This is a genomic window from Actinoplanes sp. GCM10030250 (assembly GCF_042666575.1).
Taxonomy (GTDB): Bacteria; Actinomycetota; Actinomycetes; order Mycobacteriales; family Micromonosporaceae; genus Actinoplanes.
The window spans coordinates 1-18247 of record NZ_JBHTDO010000061.1 but is presented as its reverse complement, the minus strand read 5'-3'; the positions used below and the strand labels follow the sequence as shown (position 1 = coordinate 18247).

The 18247-nt window shown below is 70.4% G+C and carries 21 protein-coding genes and 2 pseudogenes; 10 read left to right on the top strand and 13 right to left on the bottom strand.

The genetic code is table 11. The annotated features are described in order from the left end of the window. Positions 1-41 precede the first annotated feature (41 nt). Together ACFQV6_RS42565 and ACFQV6_RS42560 are read right to left on the bottom strand one after the other, a co-directional pair. Positions 42-764, bottom strand: a complete 723-nt coding sequence (locus ACFQV6_RS42565) for a hypothetical protein (RefSeq protein ID WP_378033426.1) — start codon at positions 762-764, stop codon at positions 42-44. After that, positions 755-1246: a SigE family RNA polymerase sigma factor gene (locus ACFQV6_RS42560; protein WP_378033425.1), complete on the bottom strand. Its 492-nt coding sequence runs from the start codon at positions 1244-1246 to the stop codon at positions 755-757. The genes ACFQV6_RS42565 and ACFQV6_RS42560 overlap by 10 nt, the downstream gene beginning before the upstream one ends. A 395-nt stretch (positions 1247-1641) precedes the next feature. Between ACFQV6_RS42560 and ACFQV6_RS42555 the strand changes: the two genes are divergently transcribed. Further along, the gene (locus ACFQV6_RS42555) at positions 1642-2013 is read left to right on the top strand and encodes an iron chaperone (protein WP_378033424.1); all 372 of its coding nucleotides are present in this window, start codon (positions 1642-1644) and stop codon (positions 2011-2013) included. Positions 2014-2315: 302 nt separating this feature from the next. Here the strand turns inward: ACFQV6_RS42555 and ACFQV6_RS42550 are convergent, their stop codons facing one another. Next, on the bottom strand, positions 2316-2534 hold the full coding sequence (locus ACFQV6_RS42550) for a hypothetical protein (RefSeq protein ID WP_378033423.1): 219 nt from the start codon (positions 2532-2534) through the stop codon (positions 2316-2318). 423 nt (positions 2535-2957) lie between these two features. Beyond that, positions 2958-3737, bottom strand: coding sequence for an alpha/beta fold hydrolase (locus ACFQV6_RS42545; protein ID WP_378033422.1), 780 nt, complete (start codon positions 3735-3737; stop codon positions 2958-2960). 55 nt (positions 3738-3792) lie between these two features. On the opposite strand from ACFQV6_RS42545, the gene ACFQV6_RS42540 reads away from it, so the two are divergent. Together ACFQV6_RS42540 and ACFQV6_RS42535 are read left to right on the top strand one after the other, a co-directional pair. After that, positions 3793-4485 (top strand): TetR/AcrR family transcriptional regulator, encoded by a 693-nt coding sequence (locus tag ACFQV6_RS42540; RefSeq protein WP_378033421.1) that lies wholly within the window; start codon positions 3793-3795, stop codon positions 4483-4485. A 35-nt stretch (positions 4486-4520) separates the two neighbouring features. Beyond that, entirely contained in the window at positions 4521-5096 is a 576-nt protein-coding gene (locus tag ACFQV6_RS42535; RefSeq protein ID WP_378033420.1) for a hypothetical protein, read from the top strand. 374 nt (positions 5097-5470) lie between these two features. Here the strand turns inward: ACFQV6_RS42535 and ACFQV6_RS42530 are convergent, their stop codons facing one another. The 6 genes and pseudogenes from ACFQV6_RS42530 to ACFQV6_RS42505 all read right to left on the bottom strand — a co-directional run bounded on the left by ACFQV6_RS42530 (position 5471) and on the right by ACFQV6_RS42505 (position 10454). Further along, on the bottom strand, positions 5471-6751 hold the full coding sequence (locus ACFQV6_RS42530; RefSeq protein WP_378033419.1) for an MFS transporter: 1281 nt from the start codon (positions 6749-6751) through the stop codon (positions 5471-5473). A 5-nt stretch (positions 6752-6756) separates the two neighbouring features. Beyond that, positions 6757-8175, bottom strand: coding sequence for an NAD(P)-binding domain-containing protein (locus ACFQV6_RS42525; RefSeq protein ID WP_378033418.1), 1419 nt, complete (start codon positions 8173-8175; stop codon positions 6757-6759). A gap of 73 nt (positions 8176-8248) precedes the next feature. Continuing rightward, positions 8249-8755: a GNAT family N-acetyltransferase gene (locus ACFQV6_RS42520; RefSeq protein ID WP_378033417.1), complete on the bottom strand. Its 507-nt coding sequence runs from the start codon at positions 8753-8755 to the stop codon at positions 8249-8251. Beyond that, a pseudogene (locus tag ACFQV6_RS42515) lies at positions 8755-8919 on the bottom strand (transcriptional regulator); the annotation flags it as partial. The pseudogene ACFQV6_RS42515 and the gene ACFQV6_RS42520, both read right to left, overlap by 1 nt. A gap of 12 nt (positions 8920-8931) precedes the next feature. Then, complete coding sequence (locus ACFQV6_RS42510; RefSeq protein WP_378033416.1) at positions 8932-10206, bottom strand: M28 family metallopeptidase; 1275 nt, start codon at positions 10204-10206, stop codon at positions 8932-8934. Beyond that, entirely contained in the window at positions 10203-10454 is a 252-nt protein-coding gene (locus ACFQV6_RS42505; RefSeq protein ID WP_378033415.1) for a hypothetical protein, read from the bottom strand. The genes ACFQV6_RS42510 and ACFQV6_RS42505 overlap by 4 nt, the downstream gene beginning before the upstream one ends. Before the next feature lie 288 nt (positions 10455-10742). Here ACFQV6_RS42505 and ACFQV6_RS42500 point away from each other — a divergent pair, with 288 nt between their 5' ends. The 4 genes from ACFQV6_RS42500 (at position 10743) to ACFQV6_RS42485 (ending at position 13243) form a co-directional block, all read left to right on the top strand. Continuing rightward, entirely contained in the window at positions 10743-11120 is a 378-nt protein-coding gene (locus ACFQV6_RS42500) for an ArsR/SmtB family transcription factor (RefSeq protein ID WP_378033414.1), read from the top strand. Between the two features lie 80 nt (positions 11121-11200). Continuing rightward, positions 11201-11890, top strand: a complete 690-nt coding sequence (locus ACFQV6_RS42495) for a helix-turn-helix domain-containing protein (protein ID WP_378033413.1) — start codon at positions 11201-11203, stop codon at positions 11888-11890. Positions 11891-12012: 122 nt separating this feature from the next. Next, a complete protein-coding gene (locus tag ACFQV6_RS42490; RefSeq protein WP_378033412.1) occupies positions 12013-12753 on the top strand; it encodes an aquaporin in 741 nt (246 codons plus the stop codon). Between the two features lie 79 nt (positions 12754-12832). After that, positions 12833-13243, top strand: coding sequence for an arsenate reductase ArsC (locus ACFQV6_RS42485; RefSeq protein ID WP_378033411.1), 411 nt, complete (start codon positions 12833-12835; stop codon positions 13241-13243). Between the two features lie 39 nt (positions 13244-13282). Here ACFQV6_RS42485 and ACFQV6_RS42480 read toward each other — a convergent pair whose 3' ends face one another. The 3 genes from ACFQV6_RS42480 to ACFQV6_RS42470 all read right to left on the bottom strand — a co-directional run bounded on the left by ACFQV6_RS42480 (position 13283) and on the right by ACFQV6_RS42470 (position 16211). Then, entirely contained in the window at positions 13283-14470 is a 1188-nt protein-coding gene (locus ACFQV6_RS42480) for a cytochrome P450 (RefSeq protein ID WP_378033410.1), read from the bottom strand. Beyond that, positions 14467-15408: a PDR/VanB family oxidoreductase gene (locus ACFQV6_RS42475; protein WP_378033409.1), complete on the bottom strand. Its 942-nt coding sequence runs from the start codon at positions 15406-15408 to the stop codon at positions 14467-14469. The genes ACFQV6_RS42480 and ACFQV6_RS42475 overlap by 4 nt, the downstream gene beginning before the upstream one ends. A 65-nt stretch (positions 15409-15473) precedes the next feature. Beyond that, entirely contained in the window at positions 15474-16211 is a 738-nt protein-coding gene (locus ACFQV6_RS42470) for an IclR family transcriptional regulator (protein ID WP_378033408.1), read from the bottom strand. A 9-nt stretch (positions 16212-16220) separates the two neighbouring features. On the opposite strand from ACFQV6_RS42470, the gene ACFQV6_RS42465 reads away from it, so the two are divergent. The 3 genes and pseudogenes from ACFQV6_RS42465 to ACFQV6_RS42455 all read left to right on the top strand — a co-directional run. Next, entirely contained in the window at positions 16221-16514 is a 294-nt protein-coding gene (locus ACFQV6_RS42465; protein WP_378033407.1) for a hypothetical protein, read from the top strand. A gap of 10 nt (positions 16515-16524) precedes the next feature. Then, positions 16525-17022: an NUDIX domain-containing protein gene (locus ACFQV6_RS42460; protein ID WP_378033406.1), complete on the top strand. Its 498-nt coding sequence runs from the start codon at positions 16525-16527 to the stop codon at positions 17020-17022. 41 nt (positions 17023-17063) lie between these two features. After that, a pseudogene (locus ACFQV6_RS42455) lies at positions 17064-18167 on the top strand (Glu/Leu/Phe/Val dehydrogenase); the annotation flags it as partial. Between the last annotated feature and the right edge of the window lie 80 nt (positions 18168-18247).

The window sequence follows — 18247 nt, the reverse complement described above, 5'->3', positions numbered from 1 at the left end:
AACGCCACCGGCAAGGTCGTCCGCCGGCAGTTGGACACCGATCAGGGGTAGACGGTCAGCGCGGGCGCGACGGCGATGCTGACGAGCTGCTGCTCGGTGAGCCCGCCGCGGGCCAGCGCCGACACCATCGTCCCGTCGGCGTGCAGTGCGATCACTTCCACGGTGCCGGTCGAGGTGCGGATCAGCACCGGCTGGCCGTCGTGCTGCTCGACCCGGCAGGTCACCTGCAGGCACCGGCTCGCCCGCCAGGCGTCGAAGCCGGCCGCGGTCGTCTCGGACCCGCGCACCCGCACCTCAAGGTCGCCGCCGGCGACCCGGAACGCGGTGAAATAGCCGTCCCCCGCGACGAGCTTCGCGATCTCGGCCGGCAGCGGTGGCGTGATCGTGGTGTCCGGGAGCTGGCCGGTCAGGACCGTGGTCAGCGCGTCACCGAGGCGGCCGGCCCCGACCAGGCACGACTCGGTGACCGGCCGCAGCGGCGGGTTGCCGGTGAGTAGGCCGTCATCGGTCTGCGTACTGATCCCGCAGGACGGCGGCTCCTCCGAGGCGACCGCCGGTGGGGGCGCCGCACCGGGCGCTTCGTCGTGCCTGGCCGGCTGCTGCGCCACCACGATGCCGCCGGCCAGCACCGCGGCAAGGGCGGCGCCGGCGACGGCGTACAGACGGTGGGTACGCCGGCGTTCGCCGGTCATCAGCCGGTCGATGTCGATGCTCGTGGGCGGCGGGTTGTCGGTGGCGGCCAGCATGGCCCGGGTCAGATCCACAGCGGGTCTCCCTCTGTGAGGCCGGCCCGCAGCGACTCCAGCGCCCGGGCGGCGTGACTTTTGACGGTGCCCTCGCTGCAGCCGAGCGCCTGCGCGGTGTCCTCGACCGAAAGGTCGCAGAAGTAGCGCAGGACGAGCACGGCGCGCCGGCGCGGGGGCAGCCTGGCGAGCAGGGAGAGCACGTCGAGGCGCTGGTCGATGTCCGCGCCGGCGGCCGGGTGGTCCGGCAGCCGGTCAGTGGAGGACTCCCGGCGCCACGGGCGGCGGCGTACGTCGAGCCAGGCCGACATCAGCATGCGCCGCGTATACGCGTCGAGATGCTCCATCTCCGACACGCGCTTCCAGTGCCGCAGCAGCTTGACCAGCACGGTCGACGTCAAGTCATCGGCCAGATGCCAGTCGCCGCACAGCAGATACGCGGTGCGGCGCAGGCGGTCCAGGTTCGCCGCGACGTATTCGCGGTAGGCCTGCTCGGTGGTCATCCGTACTCCCTCCCCGTTTCGGGTTCATTGGGTGAACGCAGGCCAGACCACACCGGGTTGCCTACGGAACCGTCATTTCTTCCCGCCCGGCGGCGAGGGCGACGCCGGCGCGGCGCCGCTCCCCGCCGAAGGTGCCGCCGTCCACGAGACCGTACGCACCGGCCGCGCGTGCAGCCCCAGTCCACGTACTCGATGCGTGACGAGTCCGCGCTGAGCGCCCCGACACCGGAGTACCGCCGCAGCCACCGACAGAGCGGATCATCAAGGGCATCCGGATCTGCCGAGATCCGGATGTCCGTCGAGACCGTCAACCGGTGAGCTGAAACAGCATGTGAACCCGGCACGCCTCGCTCACTGCGGGCGCTGAGCCGAGCAGGGCGTGCCACACTGGCGCCATGGCCAGACCTCAGACGGTCGACGAGTACATCGACGGCTTCACCGGACCGGGCCGCGAGCTGCTTGAGCAGCTGCGGGCACTGGCCCACGAAGCGGTTCCGGAGGCGAGCGAGGCGATCAAGTGGGGTTATCCGGCGTGGGTGCACCCGTCCGGAACGATCCTCTTTATGGTCAGTGGTCACGCTAGACACGCAAGCGTCGCGTTCACGCCCAGCACTCGCGAGGGGTTCGATGCCCAGCTCACCGGCTTTGCCACCGGTAAGGGCACGGTCAAACTCCCATACGGCCGACCTGTGCCGGGCGACTTGTTGCGCCGGATGATCGCGTTTCGCGTACGCGAGCACGAGGACGATGGCGTGCTGTGGATGTGACCGTGTTGTATTGGTGAGATCGCTTCGACCTGTCGAAACCGAGCGTGCCGGCAGCCGTACGACGCACAGATTCGCCGCCGGCCGCACATCAACCCAAGGTCAGGGAGGCGCACGCATCTGCCGCGATCCGCGCATGACGCCGCCGTATCAGGTAGCGCCGTGTAGAGGATCGACGCGTTGTGACGAACATTTAGGTGCCCAAGCCTGGGGCTGTCGCGGTGATGATCGTCGTGCCGTCCGTGGCGCGTGTGGTCAGCCGGGCGCCCTCGACCGGGGCGCCCGGCGCCCAGATCAGGAACAGGTCACCGTCGGTGGAACCGGTGAGCGTGGGCGCCGGACGACAGCGACGCCGTGATGGAGGTCGCCTTGGCGGGCAAGCGCCCAATCAGCAGATGCGCCTTGAACACCGCGCCCGCCCCACCGTAAAGGTGATCCGGTCGCGCGGCCCATCGTCCGTCCTCGAGCCGATGCTCGTCGGTCAGCGGCTGCGGCGTCTCATCGGCGATCGGCGCGGCGCGCACCCGGGCACGGTGGCAGGACAGCCAGGACAGCGGTCACCGTGCATGCCCCTGGGCGAAACGAAGTCCACATTGTGCTCCTCCAGGCTCCGGACCACCCGGCATCCGATCATGATCGGATCCGCACTGTAAGCCACGGGTCCACGCAGCCCGGTCAGCTGACGCTGCCGTCACGGGCGGCTGCTAGCGAGGGCGGTTCTCGATCCGACTTCGACGCCAGCCTGACCCGGCGCCACCACACCAGCTGGTCCCCGGCCCGCACGAGGATCTCCGCATGGTTCGTTCCGGGCCCGAGCGCAAACCGGTCCCTGTGATTGGCAAGGCAGACGATTTGCTGACTGCTGAGGACGCTGATGGGCATCACGGCACCGAAAGGCCGAAGTCGTCCAGACGACCTCGGCCTTCAGTATTTCGAGCGTCTTGTTCTCAGGTTCGCTCCGGCGCCGGAACGCGGTGCTGGAGGAAACCGGCGAGGATCAGTGGGGCGTCGAGGTAGACCTCGTGGTGGCGGGCGCCGTCGACGGTGACCGGCCGAGTTCCGGTCAGGGCCGCGATGCGTTCGGCGATGGCCCGGTGCAGCGGATCAGGTGCTTCGCTGACGGCGACGGTGACCTTTCCCGCGGGTAGCTCGCCGGAGGCGAAGGTACGGGCGGTGATGAGCGGACCATCGTCGCGCAGCATGGCCTCCGCGTTGGCTTCGGCGGCTTTGACGATCGGCGAGCTGAGATCTGCGCGGCCCTCGGACAGCGTGCGGAGAACGACGTGGTAGGCCCCGATCCAGTCGCCGGGGTGGTGGCGCAGGTGTTCCTCGTACGGGGTGTGCAGCGCGGCGCGCAGTTGAGCGGCGTCGGGCAGCATACTCAGCGCGGCCGGTTCCCAGGCGATGACTTCGGTGGCCATCTCGGGATGACGGGCGGCGAGGGCCAGCGCGACCACGCCGCCGGAGCTGAACCCGAGAATCGTGGCCGGGGGGACGCCGAGTTCACGCAGCAGCGCGGCTGCGTCGTCGGCGTGCTGGTCAGCACCGGTATCCGGCCAGTTCTCCCGGGTGCTGGCTCCAGTGCCGCGGCGGTCGTACCAGATGGCCCGCCAGCCGCGGGCAGCGAGCGCTTCGGCCTGCGGGGTCAGCATCGTGGCGTCCTCGGCGCCGCCGTGGATCAGCAGTATCGGCGGTCCGTCTCCGGTGCTGTGATACCTGAGTTCCATCCCTGCCTCATTTCACTGCATGTCGCCTGCATCCAATGCACGCTACGGTAGGTGAATGAGTGCACCACGGCAAGCCGGTCGCCGGTATGACGCCAGAAGCCGACAGTCGCAGGCCACGGAGAACCGCAACCGGGTTCTGGCCGTCGCGGGCAGGCTGTTCGTCGCACAGGGCTACGCCGCCACGTCCATCGAACAGATCGCCGCCGAGGCGGGCCTCTCGGTCCGCACCGTGTTCGCCGGGTTCACCTCAAAGATCAATCTGCTCAAGCAGGTCTTCGACATCGCCGTCGTCGGCGACTCCGGCGACACTCCCCTGCACCAGCGACCAGCAATGCGAGCGGTCCACGACGCGCACACGGCCGAAGAGGCCTATGAACGCCTTGCTGACACCTATGTCGAGGTCGTCGAGCGGGTCTACGGCATCTATGCCGTGGTCCACGGCGCCGCCGATGCCGACCCGGACATCGCCGAACTCGAACGCCGGCTCGACGCCCAACGACTCATCGGAGTGGGCCACCTCGCCACCACCTTCGCCCGCCTCCTCGGAGTCACCGATCACGCCGCGATCGCGTACATCCGCGACACACTGTGGACCCTCGGATCTCCATTGCAATACCTGCTTCTGGTACGCCAACGCGGCTGGACCGCCCGGCAGTACCGCGACTGGATGGTCTACGCACTGGCCGCCATGATCCCGCCACCTGGGTCGGCACACCCCGGAACACTCGAGACCACCGGCAAGTCATAGACCCAGGGTGGGACCCGAGCTCTGTGGTGGTGTTCTTGATTCTCGCCGTCGGCGGCGTCACTGTTGGCGGGGTGCGAAATGAGACGGTCTCCGGCGCGGAGCTCGATCGGCTGTTGCAGTCGGACGAGAATGCGCGCAGGCAATGGCTGGATCGGCGTCGGGCCGTGGGCGAGGAGCCGAACTGGTGGTTGCACCTGCTGCTGCTGATAGACCAGCGATGGGACGACCGGGCGGCGGAGCGCGCCGCATGGACTCAGTTGAAGATTTGGGTGCTGGCTCAGGCCCGTCGGGCACTCGGCCAGGGCGAGGTCGCGGAGCGGACGGCGTATTACGTTTCGCAGATGCGCAACGCCGGAATGGCAGAGTCGGCTCTGCCGTCGGCGGACATCCTGGTGCGGGCTTGCCTGGACGCCATAGCCGTCCCCATCGACCAGGTCGCTCTGCTGACCGATCGGAAGGACATCCGCACCCTGGAACGCCAGGCTCTGCTGGATTCGCGGCGCGCCAGGCATCTGATCAACGCTGCCGAACCACACCTGCCCTACCTCAACGATCCAGCCTTGAGCCACCAGCTCCGCGCTTGGCTCGCCATCAAACCACGGCTGGTGTGATCGACAACCGGACCCACCGTGATCCGGCTGCTGCGGGAGGGTCCACGGGCTGCTCAGCCGACCACCGCAGGAAGACCTTCAGGTCGAAATCGGTGTGTGGCCGGGATTGGCCGCGGTAGCGGCCGAGGTAAGCGGCGACTGCGGCCGCCAGCAGACCTGGGTCGACTGTGGTCGGATGGGGCTGGAGTGGTGTTGAGGTAGTCATACCGCACGCTTCGACCGGCCGGCGCCGGCCCTGATGGTCCAAGGCCGTCCGTGAGGTGAGGCGTCTACCCCTGTGAGGTGCCGAGACCCGCGGCATCGTCACCGTGATGATGGAGTGTGTTCCTGCCGCATGGATGTTCGCGCGGACCCCGCCAGTGCCCGTGCGGTGGTCACAGGCGATCAACCGTGGCTGCCGCGACGGCCGGACGAGTACCAGCCGCACGGGAACGTGTCGTGTCGGCACGGGCGAGGATGCCTCCGGCGGCGATCAGGCAGGCGCCCCCGATGGCGAGCAGGGCAGGCACGTAGCCGCCGGAACGGGTGAGCAGGGCAGCGGCGGCCAGAGGTGCGCCGGCTTTGGCCAGGGTGACGAACGCGGCGAGGGTGCCGGCGATACTGGCGTAGGCGGTGGTGCCGTAGCGCTCAGCGAGCAGTTGAGGTGTGGCGAGGCTGGAAACTCCGAAGCCGAGCCCGAACGCGGTCACGGCGAGGACCGATCCGAGGCGGCTGCCGGCGAGGACGGGCAGGCAGAGCGCGGCGGCGGCTTGCACCGCGAAGATGGCGGCGACCACACGGTGTACCCGCAGCCGGCGTCCGGTCGCGGTGAGCAGGAGCCGGCCGGTGACGGACAGGACGCCGAGGAGCCCGGCGACGGTGGCGGCGAACGTGGCCGGGTGGCCGCGGCTGGTGAGGTAGCCGACGAGGTGGACAGTCATGGCGGTCATCGCGGCGGCGTGTGCGACGAACGCGACGACCAGGCACCAGAATCGGCGGTCGCGGGTGGCGGCCCGGATGAGGTCGCGGCGCTGTGCCGGGCTTACTGTACGTGGAGCATGCGGGTGCTGTGGTGCCCGGCGTACGACGAGCAGGTGCAGTGGGACGGCGACGCTCGCGTAGAGCGCGGCGAGCAGCAGCAGGGTGGCACGCCAGCCGTGGCGGTCGGTGAGCCACCCGGTGAGCGGCATGAAGATGGTGCTGGCGAACCCGGCGACGACGATCATGCCGAGGATCGCCCTCGGCCGGCGGGTGGCGTCGAACCACGAGACCAGGACCGGGGTGGCGGCCTCGTAGAGGGCCATCGCCATCGCCACGCCGAGCCCGGCGAAAATCAGGTACAGCTGCCAGATTGTGCGGGCCTGGGACCAGGCGACCAGCATGGCGGCACCGAGGAGGGCGCCGGTAGTCATGAGGGCGCGGCCGCCGTGGTGGTCGAGCCAGCGTCCGACGGGGACTGCGGCTGCGGCCTGGGCGAGGATGGCGGTGGTGAACGCCCCGGTCACCACCGCCGGCGACGTGTTCAGGGCGGTGGCAATCGGGTGCAGCAGGACGGCGAAGGCATAGTAAAGGCTGCCGTACCCGATGGTCTGGGTGATGGCGAAGGTGGCGACGATCCACCAGCCGTGGAACACCCGCCGGCCACGTGTGGTGGCCGGCGGGCTCGCGGTGCTCACCGGGGTCAGCAGCAGGGTCCGGTCTGTCCTTCGGCCGGCTTCTCACCCAGGGTGATCAGGTTCAGTGGGGCAGTGAGCAGCCCACCGGTGACACCGGTGGCCAGCCCCCGTCCGGCCGGCTCCACCGCTACCGGAGCGGGCGCCCCGCAGCAGCCGCCTCCGGCGGCGATGGTGTCGTCGCCCTCGACCGGGTTGCTGTTGCAGACACCGGTCTCCGGCAGGTCGAGCTGTACGTCGCGGGCGGCGTCCCAGTCGCCGGCCAGGGCGGCGACCACGGAGCGGGCCTGTTCGTAGCCGGTGGCGAGCAGGAATGTCGGCGCCCGGCCGTAGCTCTTGACGCCGATGGCGAAGTAGCCGGGTTCGGGGTGGGTGAGCTCGTCGATGCCGTGCGGCGGGACGGTGCCGCAGGAGTGCTCGTTCGGGTCGATCAGCGGCGCGAGGGCGCGGGTGGAGCCGAGGATCGGGTCGAGGTCCAGGCGCAGCTCGCCGGTGATCGTGTGGTCGGGCCGGAACCCGGTGGCGGACACGATGCGGTCCACCGTGACGGATCGTTCGCCGTCGGACACCTCGACGGTCTCGCCGCCGGTGGTGACGCTGTCGACAGAGAAGCCCGTGAGCAGGGTGATGGTGCGGTTCTCGACATGTTCGCGCAGCCGGGATCCGAGTGCGCCGCGGGCGGGCAGGGCGTCGGCGGACTCGCCGCCGTAGGTGCGCGCCGGGTTGGTCGCGCGGATCGCCCAGCTCACCGTGGTGCCCGGTGCTTGCTCGGCGAGGTCGGCCAGGGCGAGCAGCGTGTTCGCGGCGGAGTGCCCGGCACCCACCACGAGTACGCGCTTGCCGGCGAACCGGTCCCGGTCGCGGCCGACGACGTCCGGCAGCGCGGACTCGACGAAGCCGGCGGCGGCGGTTTCGCCGTGGGCGGGGATGCCGGAGGCGCCGAGCACGTTCGGGGTGGCCCAGGTGCCGGAGGCGTCGACGACTGCCTGGGCGAGGATGTCCTGGCCATCGGCAAGGCGGATCAGATACGGGGTCTGCTCGCGGCCGAGGCTGCGGACCCGGTCGATGCCGAGGCGGGTGACCGCGGCGACCCGGGCGCCGTAGCGCACGTGCGGCTTCAAAGTGGGCAGGTCGGCGAGCGGCTGCAGGTAGTCGGCGGCGAGCTCGGCGCCGGTCGGCAGTTTGTCGTCGTCCGGGCGTACCCAGCCGGCGTCGGAGAGCAGGCGGGCAGCGGCCGGGTCGATATTGAACCGCCACGGCGAGAACAGCCGCACGTGTCCCCAGTCCCGGACGGCCGCGGCCGGCGCGTCACCGGCTTCCAGGACGAGGAACGGCAGGCCACGTTCGGCCAGGTGGGCGGCGGTGGCAAGGCCGACCGGCCCGGCGCCGATGACCACGACGGGCAGTTCGGGGAGGTTACTGGTCACGGGAGATGACTCCTGTCTAGAAGAAGATCGAAGCAAATGTGTGTGGTCCACCCCGGGAGTGGCCGGGCCGGTGTCAGGTGATGTGCGGGCTGCGGCGTTCCAGCATGACGACGTCACGCCATCGGTTGGTCTGGGCGGCGTGACGGCCGATCCGTTCGCGGACGCCGACGATGCGGAACCCGCAGGCTGCGTGCAGGGCGAGGCTGGCGGTGTTCTCCGGGAACACCCCGGACTGGATGGTCCAGACCCCGGCCGCCTCGGTCGAGGCAATCAACGCGTTGAGCAGGGCACGGCCGACACCGCGGCCTTGCGCAGCGTCATCGACGTAGACGGAGTGCTCGACGACTCCGGCGTAGACGGCGCGCGCCGAGACCGCTGAGACGGCGACCCAGCCCAGCACCAGACCGGTGCCGTCGACGGCCACCAGCCGATGTGCGGGCAGCTTCGCCGTGTCGAAGTCCGCCCACGACGGTGCGGCCGGCTCGAAGCTGGCGTTCCCGCCGTCGATGCCGGCCTGGAAGATCGCCAGCACCGCCTCGGCGTCATCGGCACGCATGGGCCGGACGGTTACGGCGTTCATCAGCAGCCCTCGGCCGCCTGCGGGGCGGGGCGGCCGATGACCACGTCGGCGGCGGAGGGGAAGCACGCGACGCAGCGGGTGTTGATCCGGTAGTGCCGGGCGTTGCCGACCGCGTCGACCAGCACGAACCGCACCTCGGTGAGGATCTTCAAGTGCTGGGAGACGGCGCACACCCATCATCGTTTATCGCCGATCGACGATGAAAGCGTAGCGGGTGTCGAAGCGGCGAGCCATGCGGTTGCCACGATCAGGTGAGCCAGCGCCGCCATCGCGGCCGTCTCGACGCGGTCGGCGGTGTCGGCCGGGCTGTGATAGCCGGCCATACCCGCCCCGATCCCGACCGCGGCGAGCCCGGCGGCGGCGTACCGGCGATTGTCCGAGGCCACCGGCCCGGCGGCCAGCGGCAGGCCGATGTGCCGGGCGGCCTGGTCCAGGACGGCGAGCAGCCCGTGTGCGGGACCGCCCGCTTCAACCGCGGCGGCGGTGTTCAGGTGGCCTGCGCCGTCGACGTTGAGTACCGCCGGGCGGTCGCCCGCGGCGATGAGGCGGCGCGCGTGGTGGGCGGAGCCAAGCGCGCCGGTCTCCTCCGCATCGAGCAGCGCCACCGCCAGCCCGATCCCCTCGGGCAGCACAGCGGCGAGCAGGAGGGCGGCCTCGCAGATGACGGCGACACCGCTGCCGTTGTCCGCGGCCGCCGGCTGACGCAGGCCGGGATGGTCACCGACACCGTCGTAGTGGGCGGTGAGCAGCAGATCCAGTCCGCCGGGCGAAGCGTGCCGGTAGCGGGCGTGCAGGTTGGTGGCGGTGACCTCGGTACGGCGGATCGGGGTGGCCGCCGTCAGCGTCGCACCGTGGCCGGCCCGCCGGGTGGCGGCAGTCATCCGCTGGTGCAGGCCTGTTTCGATGGACAGTACGGGCAGCGGGCCTGGGTTCGGGCCGGCCAGCATCGTGTAGTGCCAGCCGTCGGTGTCCACGCCGCGGGCCAGTAGCAGCCCGGCGGCGCCGTCGGCTTGGCCGAAGGCATCGAACAGGCTGGTGCCGGGCAGGACGAGCAGCCATCGGCCGGCCGGGTCGCCGTATCCGGCGACGGCGAGCGGTGCCTGCATCGGCTGCGGCTGGTCGGTGGAGGCCAGGTGCACGGCGACGTCACGGCCGAACACCAGCGGCACCTGTTGCCCGTCATGGTGCCACTGCACGCCGGGCCGGGCGTACACCTGCGGCACGTTGGCCACGGTGAAGGCCTCCGCGGTGACCGCTGCCCCGCCGGCGCCGAGCAGGTCGGTGAGCCAGGTCCGGGCGGCGGCACCGCCGGGACTGCCGACGCGACGGCCGGTGAACGACTCCCCCGCCAGGGCGTTGACCGTGGCGGCCATCCGCTCTCCCGAGACCTGCCGCAGCAGCGCGTCCAGTCCGGCGAGCGCGGCCGCGTACGGAAGTGGTGGGCTGGTCATCCGCAGCAACCCTGCCCGGCGGCGACCGCGTCCTGCTTGGCTGCCGTGCCGCAGCAGGAACCCGCCTGACGCGCCTCTGCGGTCGTGCCGCAACACGGCGCACCCGCGGTGGCCGGCTCTGGCAGGGCCGGGCCTGCCTGCGGCGGGTTGCCGCAGCAGCCGCCAGTGCCCGCCACGGTGAGGGCGGCGGCCGGATCGCCGGTGAAGCCACCGCCGACGGCCGGGGCGGTGTTGGTGGTGTCGTTCATCGTCGTGCTCCTTCGCGGTCGGGGCGTTGCGGTCGGGGCGTTGCGGTCGGGGCGATGCGGTCGGGGCGATGCGGTCGGGGCGGTCAGCGGGGCAGGCCGAGCGGCTGCCAGCGGGTGCGGGCGTGTTCGTAGTGGCGTTCGGCGCGCTGGCCGGCGGTAGTGACCTCGGCGCAGCCGTCGCAGAAGCGGAACATGGCAACTCCCTCACGTTGCCTTGACACTCGTCGAAGTAGACGTTTCTCGAAACAGAGAGTTGCACGTTGTTTCGATAGATGTCAACCTAGGCGTATGCCGAAGCAATCCGGGTCGCTCACCCTCCTCGACCTCGACGCCGAGACGCCGTGCTGCCCGCCGCTGGCGCAGCAGCGCGTCCCCGCCGAGACCGCGGCCGCCCTCGCACCGGCGTTCAAGGCCCTCGGCGACCCGGTCCGGCTACAGCTGATGTCGATGATCGCGTCCGCGCCCGACGGTGAAGTCTGTGTCTGCGACCTGACGCCCGCGTTCGAGCTCTCCGGGCCGACCATCTCCCACCACCTCAAGACGCTGCGCGAAGCCGGCCTCGTCGACGCCGAACGCCGCGGCACCTGGGTCTACTACCGAGCCCGGCCAGGCGTCCTTCGCCAACTCGCCACCCTGCTCACCATCGACGCAGACACTGGGGCGTGAGCGAGCCGCCGGCCGAACCCGGCACCGTTCACCCGCTGTTCGCTTGACCCCGCCGAAATGCCTCAGCAATCATTGAGTCAATGGCTGCTGAGACTTCCTCCTTGCAGGCGCGGGCCCGGATCCACGCCGCCCTCGGCGACCCCGCCCGCCTCGCCGTCGTCGACGCACTCACTCTCGGCGACGCCTCTCCCGGAGAGATCGCCGCGGATCTGGGCATGCCCAGCAATCTGGTCGCCCACCACGTGAAGGTCCTGCAAGAAGCGGGCCTACTCGCACGGATCCGCTCCGAGGGTGACCGCCGCCGCACCTACCTGCGCCTGGTCCCAGGCGTGCTGTCATCACTGACCGCACCCCGGCTCCACAGCGCCGAGCGGGTGGTGTTCGTCTGCACTCACAACTCCGCCCGCTCCCAGCTGGCCGCAGCCCTGTGGCGCAACCGCATCGGCGGCGAGGTCGCCTCCGCCGGCACGCTCCCGGCCCGGCGGGTCCACCCCCGCGCGGTGCGGGTCGCCCACGAGCACGGCCTCGCCCTCGACCCGACCGGCACCAACCACGTCGACGACATCGTGCACGACGGCGACCTGATCATCGCCGTCTGCGACAACGCCCACGAAAACCTCACCGGTGCCGTCCGGCCGCGGCTGCACTGGTCGGTGCCCGACCCCGTCCGCGTCGACACCGACGAGGCCTTCGAAGCCGCCTACACCGACCTCGCCGACCGCATCGACCGGATCGCGCCCACCCTCACTCTCGGAGCCGACCATGGCTGACCTCGTCCACCCCGAGCTGCGCGACCTGTCCGTCGCCGCGTCCGCGAGCTGCTCGATCAGCTCGCCATCCCCCGCGCGCTGACCTCACCATCCATCAACACGACCCGGAGTCACACACTCTCATGCACCAGATCACCCTGTGGCGGCGGCTGCTCGCCGAGTTCCTCGGCACCGCGCTTCTGGTCACCGCCGTCGTCGGCTCCGGCATCATGGCCACCGCCCTCTCCCCCGACGACGTCGGCCTGCAGCTGCTGCAGAACTCGGTCGCCACCGCCTTCGCCCTCGGCGCGCTGATCCTCACGTTCGGCCCGGTCTCCGGCGCCCATTTCAACCCGGTCGTGTCGGCCGCCGACTGGTTCCTCGGCCGCCGCACCGGCACCGGTCTTCCGATCAAAGACCTTCTTGGGTACGCCTCCGTGCAAACCCTCGGTGCCATCGCCGGCTCGATCCTGGCGAACCTCATGTTCGGCCTGGCCCCGGTCACGATGTCGACGAAGGAACGCGCCGACGGCAACCTGTGGCTCGGTGAGATCGTCGCCGTCGTGGGTCTGCTCCTGCTGATCTTCGCGCTGGTCCGGTCCGGCCGCGCCCCGGTCGCCCCGGCGGCGGTCGGCGCGTACATCGGCGCCGCCTACTGGTTCACCTCGTCCACCAGCTTCGCCAACCCGGCCGTCACCGTCGGCCGCGCGTTCACCGACACCTTCGCCGGCATCGCCCCCGGCTCGGTGCCCGGCTTCGTCGTCGCGCAGCTCGCCGGCCTGCTGCTCGGAGTGGGCCTGGTTCTGGCGCTGTATCCGCACGCCGGCGACAACGCCGACGCCGCCGTCGTCCCGCACGACGCCGGCCCGGCCCGCCGCGCATGAACACCGGCAGCACCGGCCGCAAGCCTGTCGTGCCGTTCATCTGCCCGCACGTCACCAACCCTCGAGGAAGCCACGAATCATGAGCGACACCAAGCCCACCGTCCTGTTCGTCTGCGTCCACAACGCCGGCCGCTCCCAGATGGCCGCCGGCTGGCTGCGCCACCTCGCCGGCGACACCGTCGAGGTCCGCTCCGCCGGCTCCGAACCCGCCGAGACGATCAACCCCGCCGCGGTCGAGGCCATGAAAGAGGTCGGCATCGACATCACCGCCCAGACCCCCACCAAACTCACCTGGGACGCCGCACAGGAATCCGACGTCATCATCACCATGGGCTGCGGCGACGCCTGCCCCGTCTTCCCCGGCAAACGCTACGAGGACTGGAAACTCGAAGACCCCGCCGGCAAGGGCGTCGACGCGGTCCGCCCGATCCGCGACGACATCAAGACCCGCATCGAGGTCCTGCTCGCCGACCTGCTCCCCGCATCCTGATGGAAAGCGTCGCTCGGCCGGCACTGGCCGGCATGGTTCTCACTTCCGGTGCAGTCGGACAGGGATGCTGTGCCAAGCGCGCAGCGTGTTGTTGTGATGGCGGGCCACCGGCCCGGCCAGCTCGATCCGGGACACCCGGCGGGCGAGGGCACTGAGCAGAGATTCGGCTTCCAGGCGGGCGATGTGCTGGCCGACGCACTGGTGGATGCCCATACCGAAGCCGACGTGCCCGGACGGATCGCGGCCGAGGTCGAACGTGTCGGGGGCGGTCCACCGGCGGGGGTCACGGTTGGCAGCGCCGAGGAACATCAAGATCTTCGCGCCGTCCGGGATGACGGTCTCCCCCACCGTGACGTCGGCGGTGGCGGTGCGGAAGAACGTCTGCACGGGGGACTCCCATCGCACCGCCTCGTCGAACGCGACCCGGGCCAGCGACGGCTGAGCGCACAGACGGTCCCACTGGCCGGGGTGGGTGGCGAAGGCGTAGAGCACGGCCGACAGCCCGTGCACCGTGGTGTCGACACCGGCCGACAGCAGCGACCGGACCACCAGCGGGGCCTGCTCGGGGGTGAGGTCGCCGCGGTCCGCGGCGGCCCAGATGGCGGCGCCGAACCCGTCCGGGGTGAGCACGTCGCGGGCGCACTGGGCGTTCACCCACGCCGACAGGTCGGCGATCCGGCCCGCACCGGCAGCGACGAGATCGTTGGGCGGGCCGAACGCGTTGAACAGGTGATCGCCGTACGGCAACAGGTTCTCCCGCCCGCCGGCGGGGATGCCGACGGCGTCCGGGAAGACCCGCAGCGGGAAGGCTTCAGCCAGCGCCGGTACCGCGTCGATGATCCCGCCCTCGTCGAGGACCCGGTCGACCAGTCCGGCGGCGTCGGCCGCCCACCGGTCGCGCAGCCGGTGCAGCGAGCGCGGGCCGATGATCGTGGACAGGACACGGCGCGGAGCATCGTGCTGCGGCGGGTCGGCTTCCAGCAGCAGGCTCGGCGGCCGCCACGGCTTCTCGGTGCGGAAATTGCTCAACCCGACCCCGGCGGCGGACTGGAACCGCTGCCAGTCGGTGAGTGCCGCATGCACGTGCTCGTATCTGGCCAGCGCATAGGTGTCGTAGCGGCTCAGGTGCACGACCGGACCGGCTTCGCGCAAGGCCGAGTGCAGAGGGCCGGGGTCCTCGAGGTTGTCGTGGTCGAACGGGTCGGCGTGGGAGGCGGGAGGTTTCACAGGTCGACCACCAGACGGTCGGAGCGGGAACGGGAGACGCAGGCAAACATGCAGGTACCGGCGGCGCGCTCGGTGTCGTCGAGGACGCTGTCGCGGTGGTCCGGCTCGCCCGCGAGCACGGTGACCTCGCAGGTGCCACACACGCCCTGACGGCAGGAGGACAACACGTCGGCGCCGGCCGCGGTCAGTGCGTCCAGCACAGAGGTGCCGGCGGGAACGGTCAGCACGGTCTTCGACCGGGCGAGCTCAATCTCGAACGGTGTGCCGCGGGCCGGGCCGGTCACGGCGGCGGCGAACCGCTCGATGCGCAGCGTGTGCGGCGGCAGTGCGGCGCACGCTCGTTCGACCGCGGCCAGCAGCGGGGCCGGGCCGCAACTGTAGACACGGGTGCCAGGCCGGTGATCGGCAAGGAAACCGGGCAGGTCGAGCAGCCCATACCGGTCCTCCGGCCGCAGTTGGACGCGATCGCCGTACCCCAGAAGGTTGTCGGCGAAGGCAAGGCTCGCCTCGCGCCTGCCGCCGTAGAGAAGTCGCCAGTCCGCGCCGACCAGGTCGGCCTGCGCCATCATCGGCAGCAGCGGGGTGATGCCGATGCCACCGGCGATGAACAGATAACGCTGGGCGGGCACCAGCGGGAAGTTGTTGCGCGGCCCGCCGAGGCCTACGGCCTCACCCACTTCAAGACGATCATGGACGTACGCGGATCCGCCGCGGCCGTCGGTCTCCCGCAACACCGCGATCCTGTACGAGTACGCGTCCCACCTGTCGCCGCACAGCGAATACTGGCGCACCAGCCCGCCGGGCAGAATCAGGTCGATATGGGCGCCGGGCGTCCAGTCCGGCAACCGTGCCCCGACGGGGTCGGCCAGTGTCAGCGCCACCACACCGTCGGCGACCGGCTCCTTGCCGGTGACGCGCAGGGTTCGTGTTTCCGCCACGTGAACCTCCTGTGACATGAGGCCGCCAGAATGCGGCCCCGGTCACAGCCCGAACAGTGCCGTTCTCACTGAACGAGAGACGAACTCCGGCGCGCGATCCCCCGGGCCGCCGCCTGCAACGCCGGCACCAGCGACGACGCCCGGCCGTCATTCGGCACGATCACCGATAGGCCGGCCACCACCGGCGCCGCCGGATCCGGCCCCGACCGCACCGGCACCGCCACCCCGGTGGCATCGGCATGAATGTGGCCCTCACTGATCACGTACCCCTGTCTGCGGATGCCGGCCAGCATGGTTCGCAACCGTGCCGGAGTGGTGATCGTGGCCGGCGTATAGGCCGGCAGCGGGCAGGCGAGCACTTGTTCCTGCAGGTCACGGGGCGCCCAGGCAAGCAGGACCAGCCCGGCGGACGACGCGTGCAGCGGCAGCCGTCCGGCGATGCGGGTCACGTTGATCACGGCGTCGCGGGCCGACAGTCGCTCGACGAACAGCACCTCACCGGTGTCCAGGACACCCATCTGCACATGGTGGCCGATGACGGCGTGCAGGTCCTCCAGGAACGGCATGGCGGCCTCACGCAGCCCCAGCGTCGGGGAGGCCCGCTGCGCCAGCTCCCACAGGCGCACCCCGATCCGCACCCGGCCGGCCGGAGTGCGTGCCAGCAGCCCCTGCTCGACCATCGCCGCGATCAGCCGGGACGCGGTGGCAACGTGCAACCGGGCACGCCGGCCGACCTCGGACACCGACAGCTCCGGTTCCTGCGGTGTGAAGGCCTGCAGGATCCGGGTGGCACGAGCCAGCACCGGCTCACCATGAGGGCGCTGCTCCGGCTGCATCACGCCATCGTGACGCCGGCGAAGGCCACCAGCAACTGGTCGCCCGCGTGGTGCCCGTCGAGATCCGCCTGCAGCACCACGACAGGACGGCTGCCGCGGCCGGCAGCCCCGGGGGATGCGCTGCAGCTGCGCCTGAGCGTCGCCTTCTTCGTCGTCGCGGCGGTGTGGGACCTCGACGCGATCGCCGCCGACGGCCGTTACGACTTCGGTTACTACTTCGGGGCTGATGCTCGATCCCGGCGGATGGCCGATCGGTCGCACCAGATCTAGCATGATCTCCATGAGCGACGTCGACGCCGGTGAGCTACCCGAGTTGACGTTCACCCTCCCGACCATCCCGGCCTCCGCCGGAGCTCTGATACGTGGCCGCAAAGGCCGATTGCTCATCCTGAAACCGACCTACAAGGGCGGCTGGACCATCCCGGGCGGGATCGTCGAGATCGGCGAGTCACCCTGGGATGCGTGCCGCCGCGAAACCAAGGAGGAGTGCGGCCTCGACGTCACCACGGGGCGGCTTGCGTGCGTGGACTTCCTCCACCCACGGCCTGGCCGTCCGGGTGGTATGCGCTTCCTTTTCGACTGCGGCGTCTTCGACGACGCCGTCTTGGACACGGTGGTCATCCAGCCGATCGAGATCTCCGAAAGCCGGATCCTGCCGATCGACAGGGCACTGCCCTTGCTCAGCGGACCGGTTCGCCGCCGAGTACGCGCCGCCTGGAAGACGAAACGGGTGCGCTATCTCGAGGACGGCCGCCCTGTGCAGGGGATCAGCCCTTAGTCCACGGTGACCGAGGACCAATCCCAGAAAGGAAAGTCCTCATGTCGGATCGCCATCCGCGCACTGCCGCCGAGGCCCACCTGCCGGTCCTCGACCGCTTTCCTGAGTTCCCACATGAGCAGGTGACCTTCTTTCAAGACCAGCACACCGGCTTGCGCGCCATCGTCGCCATCCATGACAGCACTCTCGGCCCGGCTTTCGGTGGCACCCGGTTCTATCCCTACGCCGGCGAAGCCGCCGCACTGACCGATGTGCTGCGCTTGTCGCACGGAATGACCTACAAGAATGCGGTCGCCGGCCTGCCATGCGGCGGCGCCAAAGCGGTCATCATCGGCGACCCGAACACCATCAAGTCAGCGTCGCTACTGGAAACCTACGGCCGGTTCGTGCAAAGCCTCGGTGGGCGCTACGTCACCGCAGGCGATGTCGGCACCAGCGCCGACGACCTCGACATCATCGGCCGCGGCACCACCTACGTCGTGGGCCGCAACATCACCGCCGGCGGCTACGGCGACAGCGGCCCCATGACCGCGTACGGCGCATTTCACGCACTTCGTGCTGGTGCCGCCGCCCGATGGGGAACACCGGACCTGACCGGACGGACAGTGGGGGTCGAAGGACTCGGCAAAGTCGGCTACGAGCTGACCAGGCTCCTGATCGACGCCGGCGCCACCGTCACAGCCGCCGACATCTCGACAGTCGCTCGCGAACGCGCAAAACAAGACTTCCCCACCCTGACAATCACCGGCCGAGTCATCGACGCGCCTGTCGACATCTACGCACCGTGCGCACTCGGCGCCACCCTGACCGACGACTCAGTCCCGACCATTCGGGCCGCCGTCGTCTGCGGCGCGGCGAACAACCAACTCGCCACTCCCGACGTCGAACAGCAGCTTGCCCACCACGACATCCTCTGGGTGCCGGACTTCGTCGCCAGCGCCGGAGGAGTCACTACCGGCTCCGCCGAGTATCGGAAACTTCCGCCGGACGAGGTGCCCACACAGGTCGAGAAGATCTTCGACACCACCACCGAGGTCATCACGCTAGCCCGGCAGAAAGGCATCCTGCCCGGCGCCGCAGCCGAGAACATCGCCCACACCCGGATCCGACAGGCCCGCGCCGGTCTCAAACCCGGCTTCCTGCCCACCACTGAGCCTTTTTCAACGTGGCGAGGGCCCCGGTCGCCGGCGCCGGACAACGGCCCGGCAGCCTCAGGCCCGATGCC